The sequence below is a fragment of the Streptomyces hilarionis genome (genome assembly GCF_024539675.1).
GTDB classification, from domain to species: domain Bacteria; phylum Actinomycetota; class Actinomycetes; order Streptomycetales; family Streptomycetaceae; genus Streptomyces; species Streptomyces hilarionis.
The window spans coordinates 16,424-32,309 of sequence record NZ_JAHHIT010000109.1 but is presented as its reverse complement, the minus strand read 5'-3'; the positions used below and the strand labels follow the sequence as shown (position 1 = coordinate 32,309).

Sequence of the window (15,886 nt, the reverse complement as noted above, 5' to 3'; positions counted from 1 at the left end):
CCCCCGCCATCCAGCGCAGCCCCCGTCGGCGCCGTCCAGCCCACCCGCACCATCCAGCACATCCGGCGTTCGAGGACGAGGCCCTTCAGGGCCGACAGGGGGTTCCGGGGGCACAGCCCCCGGGGCCGGCGCCCCCACCCCACCGCCGGAGGCCCAAGCAAGCGCTTAGTAAATTGCGGCCAGGGTCACATCCCCACCCCCGTGACCCAGGCCATACGTCCGGGTAACTTCCCAAGCAGCCGTGCCCGTACGAACAGTCCCCTGGAGCCGTGATGCCCGAAGCAGTCATCGTCTCGACCGCCCGCTCGCCCATCGGCCGCGCCTTCAAGGGCTCCCTGAAGGACCTGCGCCCGGACGACCTCACCGCCACGATCATCCAGGCCGCCCTCGCCAAGATCCCCGAGCTGGACCCGAGGGACATCGACGACCTGATGCTCGGCTGCGGCCTGCCCGGCGGCGAGCAGGGCAACAACCTGGGCCGCATCGTGGCCGTGCAGATGGGGATGGACCACCTCCCCGGCTGCACGATCACCCGTTACTGTTCCTCGTCCCTTCAGACCAGCCGCATGGCCCTGCACGCCATCAAGGCCGGCGAGGGCGACGTCTTCATCTCGGCGGGCGTCGAGATGGTCTCCCGGTTCGTCAAGGGCAACTCCGACAGCCTGCCGGACACGCACAACCCCTTCTTCGCCGAGGCCGAGGCCCGCACCGCGGCCGTGGCCGAGCAGGAGGGCACCTCCTGGCACGACCCGCGCGAGGACGGCCTCGTCCCCGACGCCTACATCGCGATGGGCCAGACCGCCGAGAACCTCGCCCGCGCCAAGGGCGTGACCCGGCAGGACATGGACGAGTTCGGCGTCCGTTCGCAGAACCTCGCCGAGGAAGCCCTCAAGAACGGCTTCTGGGAGCGGGAGATCACCCCGGTGACGCTTCCCGACGGCACGGTCGTCAGCAAGGACGACGGCCCGCGCGCCGGCGTCACGCTCGAGGGCGTCCAGGGCCTGAAGCCGGTGTTCCGCCCCGACGGCCTGGTCACCGCCGCCAACTGCTGCCCGCTGAACGACGGCGCGGCCGCGGTGGTCGTCATGAGCGACACCAAGGCCCGCGAACTCGGCCTCACCCCGCTCGCCCGCATCGTGTCGACCGGCGTCTCGGGCCTGTCCCCCGAGATCATGGGCCTCGGCCCGGTCGAGGCGAGCAACCAGGCCCTGCGCCGGGCCGGCCTCACCATCGACGACATCGACCTGGTCGAGATCAACGAGGCGTTCGCCGCCCAGGTGATCCCCTCCTACCGCGACCTCGGCATCGACCTCGACAAGCTGAACGTCAACGGCGGCGCCATCGCCGTCGGCCACCCCTTCGGCATGACGGGCGCCCGGATCACCGGCACGCTGATCAACTCCCTCCAGTTCCACGACAAGCAGTTCGGTCTGGAGACCATGTGCGTGGGCGGCGGCCAGGGCATGGCGATGGTCATCGAGCGCCTGAGCTGACCTCGTGGGGCGGCGACCTGACGGAGCCTCTGCGTAGCCGCTCCGGCACCTGCCGTCACGGTTCGGCCCGGAGTCCGGAAAGCACCTGGACTCCGGGCCTTTTTGTGATCCAATCTCCCCCAGGATGTGACCTATCTCCCTCCCCGGAGGGATTTACCCAGCTCAGCGCCTTTCGGCAGTAAACCCCAGGCCCAAAGTCCTGTCCGTTTCGTGACGTTACGCACTGACAGCTGGATAGTCCACCCTTCAAGCTGATGTAGGAAGTCGGGGGTCGACTTTGAACCGGGAGTACGTCAGTGAGCGCCATGCCGATCGCCTTGCTGGTCACCACGGCCGCCACGGGCGCCGTGGGCGTCGCCGTCCTGCGCACCCTCTTGCAGTTGCGCCGGCAGGTCGCCGCCCTGCACGCCGAGCTCGCCAGGAACGCGGAGAGCGCCGAGAGCGCGGCCGCGCACCTGCGCGGCTTCGTGCCGGCCGCCCGCACCACCGCCGACGCGGCTGAGATACGCGCCGCGGTCGCCGAGGCCCTCGCGGAGGAGCGGGAGCGGGAACTCGCCGAGGCGCGCGCCTTCTGGGCGGCCCAGGAGGCCCGTGACGGCTCGGACGCCCCGTCCCTGCTGGGACTGCCCGACAGCGAGCTGTTCCTGCCCCGCCAGGCGGACTTCATCGGGCTGGAGCCGGTGGCCGAGCCCACCGCGGACGGCGACGACTTCAGCGGCGAGTCCGCGGAGCTCGCGGCGGCCCGCCGCCGCCACCCGTCCCACCCCGACTTCGTGCCGGTACAGTCACCCGTCGTGAACGACCACGAGCGCACGGTGGCCACCCTGGAGGAACTCGCGACGTCCCAGGTCGAACTGACCGACGTGCGCCCCGGCCCGCTGGGCACCCTCGACGTCTACGTCTTCGCCGACGGCACCACCCTGTGCATGACGCCGGGCCACCGCGAGACGGCCGAACGCCTCGCCGCGGCCCTCACCGCGGGCGAGACCCCGTTCCTGCTGGGCGGTTCGGGCGTCTCCGGCGCCTACACCCTGACGTTCCAGTGCGGCGCGGACAACGTCTACATCCTGGCGGACCGGGTCATAGCGAGTCTGTGAGGCTCACACGCCGGCGCGCTTCTGCGCCTGCGCCACCAGTTCCACCGCTTCCTCGATCTGGCCCTCGTCCGTGAGCACGAGGGCCAGGTCGTGTGCGGCGACGGTGACCTGGTCGGCGGCGGCGAACATCCCGGCGTCGGGCATCTGCCGCAGCGGTGTGCCGGGCTCCTCGACGAGCTGGGTCCGCCGGGCCAACTCCCGGGCCAGCGCGAGCGCCTCGGCGGCCGCGCCTCGTTGCAGCCGGCTCTGCGGGGCGGCGCGCAGACGGTCGGCGAAGTGATCCACCGCACGGGTCAGGGACGTCGTATCAGCCACGCCGCGAGACTACGCGTCGCACCGGGACTGTTGCCAACGGGCGAACACTCAGGCACGGTGACCTGAAGGACCGGCTTACATCCCCTTTGCTACCGGAGGCGCCGATGTCCCATGTCCTCTCCGAGGAGACCCACCGCAACATACTGGCCCGCATCCCCCATTGCACCGGTCGTGAGGTCTCCGACTGGCTGCGCACCGTCGACGAAGGCCCCGCTCTCCGCTTCGAGGAGAAGGTCAGCTGGCTGCGTGCCGAGCACAACCTCGCGTACGGCCACGCCAAGGCGATCATCCACGAGTACGACCTGAGGAGGGCCGCGCGCAAACTGACTTAGGGCCTGCCGTGCGGATCCTGCCGGGGGTCGCGGGGCCCGGCACGAGGCAGCGCGGCTGCGAGCGGCCTGAGCCCGGAGCAGGGCACTGACGCGCTCGCGCCGCACGCACGCCGGCACGCGAAGGGCCCCGGGACGGTGTCCCGGGGCCCTTCGCCGCGTTGTCGCCCGCCGTGCGGCGGGTCAGTCGCTGTTCAGGATCGACAGCAGTCGCAGGAACTCCATGTAGATCCACACCAGCGTCATCGTGAGGCCGAAGGCGGCGAGCCAGGCCTCCTCGCGCGGGGCGCCGTAGGCGACTCCGTCCTCGACCTGCTTGAAGTCGAGGGCGAGGAAGCAGGCGCCGAGGATGATGCCGATGATGCCGAACACGATGCCCAGGCCGCCGCTGCGGAAGCCGAGGCCGTCACCGCCGCCGAAGACCGCGAACAGCAGGTTCACGGCCATCAGCAGGACGAACCCGATGGCGGCGGCCATGACGAAGCCGTAGAAGCGGCGGTTGACGCGGATCCAGCCCGCCTTGTACGCCACGAGCACGCCGGCGAAGACCGCCATGGTGCCGAGCACCGCCTGGGCGACGACGCCGTCCGCGATGTAGGTGGACACCGCGCTGGAGATCACGCCGAGGAAGACGCCCTCGAGCGCGGCGTACGACAGGATCAGCGCGGGCACCGGGCGTCGCTTGAAGGACTGGACGAGCGCCAGCACCATCGCGACCAGACCGGCGCCGACGGCGATGCCGTACGACTTGTTGATGTTGGCCTCGTCGACCGGCAGCAGCAGCCACGACAGGATCGCCGCGACGACCACGGCGCCGAGCGTGGTCGCGGTGCGCGCGACGACGTCGTCCATGGTCATGCGGCCGGTGGCGGCCGGGGCCTGCGGCGGGGCGCCGTACTGAAGGTCCTGCTGGGCGTAGGGGTTCTGCGCGTACGGGTTGCCGGCCTGCTGGGCGTACGGGTTGCCCTGCTGCGTGCCGACTGCGGGTCCCCCGGCCTGCGGCGCGGCGTTGAAGCCCGCGTAGCCGTTGTCGCGGCTGAACCCCCGTCGCGAGAAGACCGGGTTTCTGCTCCTCATTGCACTCCTCCATGGCCACACTGCGCGGCCTTGGCTCAAGGGTAATAGGTAGGCAAAGGATTGACCCTAGTGCTTGGGGAGGATCTTTCCCTCATCCTGTCGCGCAACACGCTACGCCGCGTGGTCATTCCCGCTACGGACCGCCCCTGATCATGACCAAGCCGGGACAAGGCCGGTATCCCACGGAGACCGGACGAACCCCGCTGTTCGATCAATCGAACGCGAACCCGGTGTAGCCCTCGGCCAGATCGGTCTCGGCGGCCCGCGAGGAGGCGATGCGCTCCAGCCGGGCGAGCTGGAGCCGCCCCTCGAACGGGGTGGCGCCCGGGTCCGGATGGAGCAGGGTCGTCATGTCGTAGGAGAACCGCTCCGCCTGCCACACGCGCCGCAGACAGGTCTGCGAGTAGGCGTCCAGGAGGGCCGGGGATCCCGTCCGCCGCTGGTGCGTCAGGGCGCGCGCGAAGGTGACGACGTCCCCGACGGCGAGATTCAGCCCCTTGGCGCCGGTCGGCGGGACGATGTGGGCCGCGTCCCCGGCGAGGAAGAGCCGGCCGTGCCGCATGGGCTCGTGGACGTAGGACCGCATGGGGGTGACCGACTTCTGGGTGATCGGTCCGCGCTCCAGCCGCCAGTCGTCGTCGGTCGCGAAGCGGCGGGTCAGCTCGTCCCAGATCTCCTCGTCCGCCCACGCGCGCGGGTCCGTGTCCTGGGGCACCTGGAGGTAGAGCCGGGAGACGGACGGCGAGCGCATGGAGAGCAGCGCGAAGCCGCGCTCGTGGCGGGCGTAGACGAGTTCGTCGTGCGAGGGCGGCACGTCGGCGAGGATCCCGAGCCAGCCGAAGGGGTAGGTCCGCTCGAAGACGCGGGCCGTCCCGGCCGGGACGGCCTTGCGGGCGACGCCCCAGAACCCGTCGCAGCCCACGACGTAGTCGCACTCCAGGACGTCCTCGACGCCCTCGTGGCGGAAGCGCACGCGCGGGCGGTCGGTGTCGGCGTCCTCCACGGCCAGCGCCTCCGCCTCGAAGAGCAGCGGGCCGCCCTGCGCGAGCTGGAGGGCGATGAGGTCCTTGCACACCTCCGTCTGGGCGTAGACCGTCACGGACCGGCCGCCGGTCAGGGCGGGGAAGTCCACGCGGTGGCGTCGCCCGCCGAACCGCAGCTCGATGCCGTCGTGTCGCAGCCCGACCCGGTCCATGCGCTCCCCGGCGCCGGCCGCGCGCAGGACGTCCACCGTGCCCTGTTCCAGGATCCCGGCGCGCTGGCGGTGCTCCACGTAGGCCCGGTCGCGGCTCTCGAGCACGACGCAGTCGATGCCGGCGACGTGGAGCAGGCGGGCGAGGAGGAGGCCGGCGGGGCCGGCGCCGACGATGCCGACGGTGGTGCGCATCGGGCGTTCCCTTCGAAGGCTGTTCGCACAGTGAAGTTTTCTTCACTCGTCTGGGACGTGAGTGTGCGCCCCTGTCCAGTGGGTGTCAACGGTCGGGACGGTGGAGGGATCACCGAGACGTCGGAAGTGCCCAGAGCCGGACTTGAACCGGCACGCCCGCGAAGGGGCAGCGAGGTTTAAGCTCGCCGTGTCTGCATTCCACCATCTGGGCAGGCCTAGGGCTCCGCTTGAGCTACCGACCCTATCGGGATCCGTCCCCCCGTCTGCGGACGATCAGACCCGATGTTGTCTTATTTTATTGATGTCTGAGGGTGCATCAGCACCGGGAACCCGCCATCCGCACCTGCCAGTAGCGTCCCGTGCGGAAACCGCTTGTGCATGCGGAATGACGGAATTTCACCGTCCGAACGAGGTTGCTCCACCGGTTCTCGACGAATGTCCGACCGGCGGACGGGCACGGGAGCGGGTAGGGGGCGGACGTCATCCCCAGGTATGACACGAGGGCCCGCGGTCCGTCCGGAGTCTGCCCTCAGAACCGGAACAGCGGCTGACTACACGGCGGCCGGCGGCCGGGACGATGGTTCACGTCCCCAAGGAACCCGCCGTCGTCCCGACAGGAGCACCACTCCGTGACCACCAGCCCCCTCGCCGACCGGACCACCACAGCGGCCGCACGCGCCACGGACCTGTCGAAGATCTACGGACAGGGCGAGACCCAGGTGGTCGCCCTGGACCGGGTCTCCGTCGACTTCCGCCAGGCCGAGTTCACCGCGATCATGGGGCCCTCCGGCTCCGGCAAGTCCACGCTGATGCACTGCGTGGCGGGCCTGGACACCTTCTCCTCCGGTTCCGTGCGCATCGGCGACACCGAGCTCGGCTCCCTGAAGGACAAGCAGCTCACCAAGCTGCGCCGGGACAAGATCGGGTTCATCTTCCAGGCGTTCAACCTGCTGCCGACGCTGAGCGCGCTGGAGAACATCACGCTGCCGATGGACATCGCGGGCCGCAGGCCCGACAAGGAGTGGCTGGACACGGTCATCAAGATGGTCGGGCTCGCCGACCGGCTGAGCCACCGGCCCTCGCAGCTCTCCGGCGGACAGCAGCAGCGGGTCGCCGTCGCCCGCGCCCTGGCCTCGCGGCCGGACATCATCTTCGGCGACGAGCCGACCGGCAACCTCGACTCCCGCTCCGGCGCCGAGGTGCTGGGCTTTCTGCGCAACTCCGTGCGCGAGCTGGGGCAGACGGTGGTGATGGTGACCCACGACCCGGTGGCCGCGGCCTACGCGGACCGGGTGGTCTTCCTCGCGGACGGGCGGATCGTCGACGAGGTGCACGGGCCGACGGCCGAGTCGGTGCTCGACCGCATGAAGCGGTTCGACGCCAAGGGCCGCACCAGCTGACCCCGTACCGGGACCTACCGCTCGCCGACGAGCAGGACTGAGACGACACACCCATGTTCCGTACCGCCTTGCGCAACGTGCTCGCGCACAAGGCCAGGCTCCTGATGACCGTGCTCGCCGTGATGCTCGGCGTGGCCTTCGTGTCGGGGACCCTGGTCTTCACCAACACCCTCTCCGACGCCCTCCAGAAGAGCTCCGCCAAGGGCTTCGACCAGGTCGACGTCGCCGTCACCGCCGAGGCGCAGCCGGACGTCGGCGACCGCATCGTCAAGACGCCCGAACTGACCCAGGCCCTGCTGGAGCGCAGCGCGAAGACGCCGGGCGCCGCGTCCGCCGTCGGCGTCGTGACCGGCTTCACCGCCATGGCCGACAAGGACGGCAAGCTCATCGGCGGCGGCTTCCAGTCGCAGGGCGGCAACTACTGGGGGACGAAGGACGTCCGCTACCCGCTCGTCTCCGGGCGCGCCCCGCGGGGCGTGAACGAGGTCGTCATCGACGCGAAGACCGCCGAGCGCGCCGGGTACGAGGTCGGCGACACCGTGCGGCTCTCCGTCGACGGGCCCGTCCTCGCCCCGCGCGTCACCGGCGTGTTCACCACCGACGACGGCAACGTCGCCGCCGGCGGCAGCCTCGCCCTGTTCGACACGGCGAGCGCGCAGAAGCTCTTCGGCAAGCCCGGCGTCTACGACGAGATCGACGTGAAGGCCGCCGCCGGGACCTCGCAGAGCGCGCTGAAGTCGGCTCTGGACGCCGCTCTGCCGAAGGGTCAGGTGGAGACCACCACCGGCCGGCAGCTCGCCGACGACCAGGCGCGCACGATCTCCTCGTCGATGAGCGGGCTGAAGCAGGGGCTGCTGGTGTTCGCCGGCATCGCGCTGTTCGTGGGCACCTTCATCATCGCCAACACCTTCACCATGCTGGTCGCCCAGCGCACCAAGGAGCTCGCGCTGCTGCGGGCCGTGGGCGCCTCGCGCCGGCAGGTGACCCGGTCCGTGCTGATCGAGGCGTTCGTGGTGGGCACGGTCGCCGGCGTGACCGGCCTGGTCGCCGGCATCGGCATCGGGGCCGGACTGCGCTCGCTGATGGGGACGCTGGGGGCGACCGTGCCCGACGGGCCGCTCGTCGTCTCCCCGGGCACGGTGGCCACCGCCCTCGGTGTCGGCGTCGTCATCACCATGCTGGCCGCCTGGCTGCCCGGCCGCCGGGCCGCGAAGATCCCGCCGGTCGCCGCGATGAGCAGCGTGCACGCCGCCGCCACCACCAAGTCGCTGGTGCTGCGCAACACGCTGGGCGCGCTGTTCTCGGCGGCGGGCGTGGCCGTGGTCCTCGCCGCGACGACGATGGGCGGCTCGGACGGCCAGGCCCCCATGGGGCTCGGCGCGGTGCTGCTGATCCTCGGCGTGTTCATCCTGACCCCGCTGCTGTCGCGCCCGCTGATCGCGGCCTCCGCGCCGCTCATGCGGATCTTCGGGGTGTCGGGCAAGCTGGCCCGCCAGAACTCGGTGCGCAACCCCCGCCGCACGGCCGCGACGGCGTCGGCGCTGATGATCGGGCTGACCCTGATCACCGGCATGACCGTGATGGCGGGCAGCCTTCAGCGGTCCATCGACAAGATGGCGTCCTCCGCGATCAGGGCCGACTACATCGTGTCGATGGCCAACGGCAACGAACTGTCCCCGGACGTCGACGACAAGCTGCGGTCCGTCGCCGGGGTGACCTCCACCAGTCCGATGCGCAACGCGCCCGGCCGCATCGACGGCACGACCGAGTACCTCACCGGCGTCACCGGCTCCGCGTTCGGCGGCCTCACCGACCTCAAGGTCGCCGACGGCGCCTTCACGGTGGCCGGCGCGCGGGTCGTCGTCGACGAGAACACCGCCAAGTCCCATCACTGGAAGGCGGGTTCCACCTTCACGGTGCACTACGAGGACGGCAAGAAGCAGCCGCTGACGGTCGCCGGGGTCTACGAGGGCAACCAACTGATCCGGGGCATCATCGTCGACAACGCGGTCCTCACCCCGCATGTGGCGGACCCGGCCGACATGCAGGTCATGGTCAAGACGTCGGGCGGGGCCTCGGACGGCACGGCGGACCGGCTGGAGAAGGCCCTCGGCTCCAACCCGGCCATCAAGGTCCAGAGCAAGGCGGACCTCTCCCACGAGATCGCGAAGACGTTCACGCTGGTGCTCAACATGCTCTACGGGCTGCTCGCGATGGCCGTGATCGTCGCCGTCCTCGGCGTCGTCAACACCCTGGCGATGTCGGTCTTCGAGCGCTCGCAGGAGATCGGCATGCTGCGCGCCATCGGTCTGGACCGGCGCTCGGTGAAGCGGATGGTCCGGCTGGAGTCCCTCGTGATCTCGCTCTTCGGCGGGGTGCTCGGCATCGGACTGGGCGTGTTCTTCGGCTGGGCGGCCGGCGAGCTGCTCGGCACGAAGATGCCCACGTACGAACTCGTCCTGCCCTGGGGGAGGATGGCGCTCTTCCTGACCCTGGCCGCCGCCGTGGGCATCCTGGCGGCGCTGTGGCCGGCCCGCCGGGCCTCCCGGCTGAACATGCTGGCGGCGATCAAGTCGGAGTAGCGCGCCGCGCGCGACGGCGGGCACGAGCGAGGGGCCCCGCGCCGGGGAACGGCGCGGGGCCCCTTCGCCCGTGGCGGTCAGTTCCAGGTGCGGGCCCGCAACGGCATCCCCGAGCCGCCCGACTCGGGGGTCCGCACGGCAAGGACCTGGTTGACGCCGATGCGGTTGCGTTCGAAGGCGACGGCGGAGGCGGCCATGTAGAGCCGCCACACCCGTGCGCGGCCGGGGCTCGTCAGGTGGACGGCCCGGTCCCAGCCCTCCTCCAGACGGGTCACCCAGCGGCGCAGGGTGAGCGCGTAGTGCTCACGGATCGACTCCAGGTCGCGGACCTCGAAGCCGGCGCGTTCGAGGTGTCCGACCGTGGCGCCGACGGGGGCGAGTTCGCCGTCGGGGAAGACGTAGGCGTCGATGAAGGCGTCCACGCCGTAGGCGGACTCGTCGCGCTGCGGGCGGCGGGCGATCTGGTGGTTGAGCAGCCGGCCGCCCGGCTTCAGGAGCGCGTGCAGGACGCGCGCGTACTCCAGGTACCTGTCGGAGCCGACGTGTTCCGCCATGCCGATGGAGGAGATCGCGTCGAACGGTCCGTCGGCGACGTCCCGGTAGTCCTGGACGCGGATCTCGACGCGGTCGGTGAGCCCGGCCTCGGCGGCGCGCTTGCGGGCATGGGCCGCCTGCTCCTGGGAGAGGGTGATCCCCACGACGCGCACGCCGTGCTCGCGGGCCGCGTGGATCGCCATCGACCCCCAGCCGCAGCCGACGTCCAGCAGACGCCGACCCGGTCTCAGGTCGAGCTTGCGGCAGACCAGTTCGAGCTTGTCGCGCTGGGCGTCCTCCAGGGATCCGTCCGCCGTCTCCCAGTAGGCGCACGAGTAGACCATGGACGGGCCGAGGACGAGTGCGTAGAAGTCGTTGCCGACGTCGTAGTGGTGGCTGATGGCGCGTCGGTCGGTGCGGCGGGTGTGCCGGTGCCCGGTCCGGCGGATCTCCTCGCGGGGCGGCGCCGGCGGCAGCGGGGGGCCGGCGAGCTTCAGCAGCCCGCGGGCCGCGCCGCGGAACTCGGGGTCGCGCAGGGCCTGGACGAGGGTGCGGGCGTCGTCGCCGCGCTCCCACAGGAGTCCGGAGACGAGGTCGAGCGCCGTGTAGAGGTCGCCCTCGACGTCCAGGTCGCCGGCCACCCAGGCGCGGGCCAGGCCCAGTTCGCCGGGCTTGAACAGCAGCCGGCGCAGGGCCCTGCGGTTGCGCACGACCAGGGCCGGCGCGCCGGGCGGGCCCGCCTGCGAACCGTCCCACGCGCGCACCCGCACCGGGAAAGGGGTTCCCAGCATCTGTTCGACGAGCTCATGGAGCCGCTGCGCGGTGTCGGCCATGATGCACACCTCCGTGACGGTGATCCCGGAATGTCCTGCCACCACGTAAACACGACGGGGCTCGGTGTCCAGTCCCGCGACGCCGTCACGGCTGGGCGAAATACCTGGACACGGCACACTCCGGCGCCGCCGACGGAGGCGGACGCGTCGGAGTCGCGCCGGGCACGCCGAAGGGGCCGTCCGCACCACGGATGGCGGACGGCCCCTTCGGGGTGTCTCAGCGGCCTCGGACCCGAGGGACCGGGGCTGGGCGACCGGAGGTCAGGAGGCGTTGGCCTTCTCGGTCTTCTCGGCGGCCGGCTTCGCGGCGACGGGGGCGGGCTTGGCGGCCTCGTAGAACTCCTCGCGCGGGGACTCCAGCGCGCCCAGCGCCACGACCTCGCGCTTGAGGAACATGCCGAGGGTCCAGTCGGCGAAGACGCGGATCTTGCGGTTCCAGGTCGGCATCGCCATGCCGTGGTAGCCACGGTGCATGTACCAGGCGAGACGGCCCTTGAGCTTGATCTTCATCTTGCCCATGACGATCATCGCGACGCCCTTGTGGAGGCCGAGGCCCGCCACCGCACCCTTGTTGGAGTGGGCGTACTCCTTCTGCGGGAAGCCCCGCATGCCGGAGATCACGTTGTCGCCGAGGACCTTGGCCTGACGCAGCGCGTGCTGGGCGTTCGGCGGGCACCAGGCGTTCTCGACGCCGGCCTTGCGGGCGGCGACGTCGGGGACCTGGGCGTTGTCGCCGGCGGCCCAGATGTAGTCGGTGCCCTGGACCTGGAGGGTCGGGGCGGTGTCGACGTGACCGCGCGGGCCGAGCGGGAGGCCGTAGCGGGCCAGCACCGGGTTGGGCTTGACGCCGGCCGTCCACACGATGGTGCTGGAGTCGACCTCCAGCCCGTTCTTCAGCACGACGTGGCCGTCCACGCAGGAGTCCATCGAGGTGGAGAGGTAGATCTCCACGCCCCGGCTCTCCAGGTGCTGCTTGCCGTACTGGCCGAGCTTGGGGCCGACCTCGGGCAGGATCTTGTCCGCGGCGTCGACCAGGATGAAGCGCATGTCCTCGCGGGACACCGTCTTGTAGTACTTGGCCGCGTCGCGGGCCAGGTCCTCGACCTCGCCGATGGTCTCCGCACCGGCGAAGCCGCCGCCGATGAAGACGAAGGTGAGCGCCTTGCGGCGGATCTCCTCGTCGGTGGTGGAGTCGGCCTTGTCCAGCTGCTCGAGGACGTGGTTGCGCAGGCCGATGGCCTCCTCGACGCCCTTCATGCCGATGCCCTGTTCGGCGAGGCCGGGGATCGGGAAGGTGCGGGAGACCGCGCCGAGCGCGATCACCAGGTAGTCGAAGGGCAGCTCGTACGCCTCGCCCACGAGCGGGGCGATCGTGGCGACCTTGCGGTCCTGGTCGATGGTGGTGACCCGGCCGGTGAGGACCTCCGCCTTGGGCAGCACGCGTCGCAGCGGGACGACGACGTGGCGCGGGGAGATGTTGCCGGCGGCGGTTTCGGGGAGGAAGGGCTGGTAGGTCATGTACGACCGGGGGTCGACGACCGTGACGGTCGCCTCGCCGTAGCGCATCTTCTTGAGGATGCGCCGAGCTGCGTACAGGCCTACGTACCCACCGCCTACTACGAGGATCCTGGGACGCTCCGTGGTGCTCATGCCATCGAGTATCCACCCGGTCGGAGGGGGTCGCTCGTGCGCCCCTTCACAAGCTTGGGGAGGGTGTGTGCTATCCTCCGCCGCTCGCGTGATCCACATCATGGCGCGAGGCGGGAACCAGCGTGTAGGGCGCGACGTTGTCAATGCCGCGTGAGCTGCTCCTCCGACCTTCCGAGGGCGCCGCGAGACCCTCCGGGCACACCCTCGCCCGCCCCCCGCGATACGTCCGCGCACGCCTGTTTTGAACACGTTCACACGGCAGTTGGGGCCCCGGAAGGGTCAACCGGGACACCTTCGTCCTCCGACAGGGCCGAATTCCTTGTGAAGAACTTCACGAACTTTCCCGCCGGGGTGTCCCGCGGACGCGCCCGAGGGGCCCCGAAGGGCCCCCGCCTGCGCTCATCCGGGCATCCCGCCTGCTCGACAGAGTGCACACGGCGGGCCGGATCCGCGTTACGCGACCGACCACGCGATGCCGTCGAGGATCGCCCGCGAACGCGACTCCCCGACCACGTGTACACGCGAGTGCGTACACTGATCTCATGACTGAGAACACCGTGACCGTACGGGAAGCCCGCGCGCACCTCGCCGACCACATCAACCGGGCCGAGGAAGGCGTTCCGACCGTCATCACGCGCAACGGCGCTCCGGTGGCGGCCGTGGTTCCGATCGCGGACTTCGAGGCGCTGGAGGAAGCGGCCGACGTGATGTTGGCGCGCGAAGCCGAAGCGGTCCTGGCCGAGGGCGGTCCCACCGTGACGATGGCGGAACTGCTGGCGGATCTGTTCACCGAGCACGACGGCGAGGCGGCGTGAAGTACGCCTTCCGGTTCACCACGGCAGCGCAGCGGCAGCTGCGGGCCATCAGCCGGCCCGACGCCATGCGCGTCCTGACCGCGCTGACCGCGCTCGGCGACGACCCGTACCGCGAGGACGCCGACGTCAAGAAGCTCACCGGCCCGTCGGGCCTCTACCGGCTCCGGGTCGGAAGCTACCGGATCGCCTACCTGATCAACGACGGTGAACTCGTCATCCTTGTCGTCAAGGTGGGCGACCGGCGGGACGTCTACCGCAACCTGTAGGCGGTCAGGCCAAAGACCAGCCGATGCCGTCGAGGATGTCGTGCTCGCTCACCACGACCTCCCGTGCGCCGATCCGCTCCATGATCGCCAGCAGCACCAGCGCGCCCGCGGCGATCACGTCGACCCGGCCCGGGTGCATCGCGCCGATCGCCGCGCGCTCGGCGTGCGTCGAGCGCAGCAGCCGCTCGGTGATCTCGCGGACCTCGTCGTGCGAGACGCGCGAGTGGTGGATGGCCGCGGAGTCGTACGCGGGCAGCCCCTGAGCGATCGCCGAGACCGTCGTGACCGAGCCGGCCAGGCCGACCAGCGTGTGCGCCTCGCGCAGGGGCACGGTGCGCTCGGCGAGGTCGAGGGCGGCCTCGATGTCGGCGCGCATGGCCGCGATCTGGCCCTCGGTCGGCGGGTCGGTGACCTTGCCGTCCACGACCAGATGCCGCTCGGTCATCCGCACGCAGCCCACGTCGACGGAGCGGGCGGCGCGCACCCGGTCGTCGCCCACGACGAACTCGGTCGAGCCGCCGCCGATGTCGACCACCAGGTAGGGCCTGGTGAGGTCGTCGCGGCCGGTGAGCTCCTTCGTCGCCCCCGTGAAGGAGAACGCGGCCTCCTGCTCGCCGGTGATGACCTCGGGCTCGACGCCGAGGATGTCCAGCACGCCGCGCACGAACTCGTCCCGGTTCTCGGCGTCCCGCGAGGCGGAGGTCGCGACGAAGCGGAGCCGCTGAGCGCCGAGCTCCTTGACGACGGCCGCGTACTCCCGGCACGCGGCGAAGGTCCGCTCCAGCGCCTCGGGGGCGAGCCGGCCGGTGCGGTCGACGCCCTGGCCCAGCCGGACGATCGTCATCCGGCGGTCCAGGTCGACGAGTTCGCCGGTGCGCGGGTCGGCGTCGGCGACGAGCAGCCGGATGGAGTTGGTGCCGCAGTCGACGGCGGCGACCCGGGTCATCGCGCCTCTCCCCTCGCGGGGTCCGCCGCCGGGTCCGTCGCCGGCTCCGACGGGGAGTCCGTCGGCAGGGTCACGCAGGCGCCCTTGCGCCACCACTGCGGGAGCATCGCCAGCGCCTCGTCGCCGAGCGGGTTGACGCCCGGGCCCGCCGCCAAGGAGTGCGCCACCAGCACGTGCAGGCACTTCACCCGGTCCGGCATGCCGCCGGCGCTGGGGAAGTTCTTCAGCTCCTCGATCTCGTCGCGGCGCCGGACGTAGTCCTCGTGCGCGGCGCGGTAGGAGGCGGCGAGCTCCGGATCGCTCTGAAGCCGCTCCGTCATCTCCTTCATCACGCCGTTGGCCTCCAGCGTGCCGATCGCCGAGTTGGCCTTCGGGCACGTCAGGTAGTACAGCGTCGGGAAGGGGGTGCCGTCGGGCAGCCGCGGGGCCGTCTCGACGACGTCCGGCTGTCCGCAGGGGCAGCGGTGCGCGATCGCGCGCAGGCCGCGCGGCGGGCGTCCGAGCTGCTGCTTGAAGGCCTCGACGTCCGCGTCGGTGGGCTCGGTGCGCGGGGTGGTCGGCGGGGCTGTTTCCATGCCTGTCTTTCTATCGGTCGGTCACTGGTCGGAGGCGTCCGACGAGTCGACCCCGTCCCAGACGTTCGCGTACCAGGGGCGGTCCGCCGCCCCGAGGTCGGCGCGGGACTGTTGGGCGGCGTCCGGGTCGACGACGATGTAGCCGGTCTCCCCCGGCAGCACGTAGTGCAGTCGCTGTCGGATCTGCTGCTCGGCGTACGCGTCGTCCTGCCAGCGCGCCTTGAGGTCGCGCAGCTGCCGCACGCGCTCGCCGGCCTGCTCCTTCTCGCGTTGCAGGTCGGCCACCTCGGCGCGCTGGGAGACGTACTGGCGCATGGGGTAGGCCAGGGCGACGATCAGCGTGCACAGGACGAGCGCCAGCAGGGCCGCGCGCCCGGTGAGGCGCGAGCGGCGGGCCTGGCGTTTCGTCTGGGAGCGGTAGACCCGGGCCGCGGTCTGCTCGCCGAGCAGCTTGATCCTGGTCGCGGTGGAGAACCGGTCCCGGTCCTTCACGGGCATGTGCTCCGCCTCCCCTTCACGTGCGTACGTCCCCGCACACGGTACGGGACCGGGTACGGGGACGTACGTACGACTGGCGGGAGCCCCGG

General features: G+C 71.1%; 15 protein-coding genes and 1 tRNA gene. 7 read left to right on the top strand and 9 right to left on the bottom strand.

Annotation, left to right across the window (positions count from 1 at the left end):
* Positions 1-272: 272 nt before the first annotated feature.
* Positions 273-1,493, top strand: coding sequence for an acetyl-CoA C-acetyltransferase (locus KMS84_RS25345; protein WP_256918767.1), 1,221 nt, complete (start codon positions 273-275; stop codon positions 1,491-1,493).
* A gap of 296 nt (positions 1,494-1,789) precedes the next feature.
* Positions 1,790-2,590, top strand: coding sequence for a hypothetical protein (locus tag KMS84_RS25340; RefSeq protein WP_256918766.1), 801 nt, complete (start codon positions 1,790-1,792; stop codon positions 2,588-2,590).
* Positions 2,591-2,593: 3 nt separating this feature from the next.
* Here the strand turns inward: KMS84_RS25340 and KMS84_RS25335 are convergent, their stop codons facing one another.
* Complete coding sequence (locus KMS84_RS25335; protein WP_256918765.1) at positions 2,594-2,905, bottom strand: hypothetical protein; 312 nt, start codon at positions 2,903-2,905, stop codon at positions 2,594-2,596.
* Between the two features lie 104 nt (positions 2,906-3,009).
* Here KMS84_RS25335 and KMS84_RS25330 point away from each other — a divergent pair, with 104 nt between their 5' ends.
* A complete protein-coding gene (locus KMS84_RS25330; protein WP_256918764.1) occupies positions 3,010-3,237 on the top strand; it encodes a DUF4287 domain-containing protein in 228 nt (75 codons plus the stop codon).
* A gap of 180 nt (positions 3,238-3,417) precedes the next feature.
* On the opposite strand, the gene KMS84_RS25325 is transcribed toward KMS84_RS25330, so the two are convergent.
* From KMS84_RS25325 to KMS84_RS25315, 3 genes are all read right to left on the bottom strand, one after another.
* Positions 3,418-4,311 carry a Bax inhibitor-1/YccA family protein gene (locus KMS84_RS25325; RefSeq protein ID WP_256918763.1) on the bottom strand — a complete coding sequence of 298 codons (894 nt, stop codon included), beginning with the start codon at positions 4,309-4,311 and terminating at the stop codon, positions 3,418-3,420.
* A 211-nt stretch (positions 4,312-4,522) separates the two neighbouring features.
* Positions 4,523-5,698 (bottom strand): 4-hydroxybenzoate 3-monooxygenase, encoded by a 1,176-nt coding sequence (locus KMS84_RS25320; RefSeq protein ID WP_256918762.1) that lies wholly within the window; start codon positions 5,696-5,698, stop codon positions 4,523-4,525.
* Between the two features lie 127 nt (positions 5,699-5,825).
* Positions 5,826-5,909, bottom strand: a tRNA-Leu gene (locus KMS84_RS25315).
* Between the two features lie 418 nt (positions 5,910-6,327).
* Between KMS84_RS25315 and KMS84_RS25310 the strand changes: the two genes are divergently transcribed.
* Complete coding sequence (locus KMS84_RS25310) at positions 6,328-7,098, top strand: ABC transporter ATP-binding protein (protein WP_256918761.1); 771 nt, start codon at positions 6,328-6,330, stop codon at positions 7,096-7,098.
* 53 nt (positions 7,099-7,151) lie between these two features.
* Positions 7,152-9,680 (top strand): ABC transporter permease, encoded by a 2,529-nt coding sequence (locus KMS84_RS25305; RefSeq protein ID WP_256918760.1) that lies wholly within the window; start codon positions 7,152-7,154, stop codon positions 9,678-9,680.
* Positions 9,681-9,757: 77 nt separating this feature from the next.
* Here the strand turns inward: KMS84_RS25305 and KMS84_RS25300 are convergent, their stop codons facing one another.
* Positions 9,758-11,047 (bottom strand): class I SAM-dependent methyltransferase, encoded by a 1,290-nt coding sequence (locus tag KMS84_RS25300; RefSeq protein ID WP_256918759.1) that lies wholly within the window; start codon positions 11,045-11,047, stop codon positions 9,758-9,760.
* Positions 11,048-11,308: 261 nt separating this feature from the next.
* A complete protein-coding gene (locus KMS84_RS25295) occupies positions 11,309-12,697 on the bottom strand; it encodes an NAD(P)/FAD-dependent oxidoreductase (RefSeq protein WP_256918758.1) in 1,389 nt (462 codons plus the stop codon).
* Positions 12,698-13,239: 542 nt separating this feature from the next.
* Between KMS84_RS25295 and KMS84_RS25290 the strand changes: the two genes are divergently transcribed.
* A complete protein-coding gene (locus KMS84_RS25290; protein WP_018385071.1) occupies positions 13,240-13,512 on the top strand; it encodes a type II toxin-antitoxin system Phd/YefM family antitoxin in 273 nt (90 codons plus the stop codon).
* Positions 13,509-13,778: a type II toxin-antitoxin system RelE family toxin gene (locus tag KMS84_RS25285; RefSeq protein WP_256918757.1), complete on the top strand. Its 270-nt coding sequence runs from the start codon at positions 13,509-13,511 to the stop codon at positions 13,776-13,778. The genes KMS84_RS25290 and KMS84_RS25285 overlap by 4 nt, the downstream gene beginning before the upstream one ends.
* Before the next feature lie 4 nt (positions 13,779-13,782).
* Here KMS84_RS25285 and KMS84_RS25280 read toward each other — a convergent pair whose 3' ends face one another.
* Genes KMS84_RS25280 through KMS84_RS25270 form a run of 3 tightly spaced genes read right to left on the bottom strand, consistent with a single transcriptional unit; the run spans position 13,783 to position 15,797 of the window.
* The gene (locus KMS84_RS25280; RefSeq protein ID WP_256918756.1) at positions 13,783-14,724 is read right to left on the bottom strand and encodes a Ppx/GppA phosphatase family protein; all 942 of its coding nucleotides are present in this window, start codon (positions 14,722-14,724) and stop codon (positions 13,783-13,785) included.
* The gene (locus KMS84_RS25275) at positions 14,721-15,299 is read right to left on the bottom strand and encodes a DUF501 domain-containing protein (RefSeq protein WP_256918755.1); all 579 of its coding nucleotides are present in this window, start codon (positions 15,297-15,299) and stop codon (positions 14,721-14,723) included. The genes KMS84_RS25280 and KMS84_RS25275 overlap by 4 nt, the downstream gene beginning before the upstream one ends.
* A 21-nt stretch (positions 15,300-15,320) precedes the next feature.
* Positions 15,321-15,797, bottom strand: a complete 477-nt coding sequence (locus KMS84_RS25270) for an FtsB family cell division protein (RefSeq protein ID WP_256918754.1) — start codon at positions 15,795-15,797, stop codon at positions 15,321-15,323.
* Between the last annotated feature and the right edge of the window lie 89 nt (positions 15,798-15,886).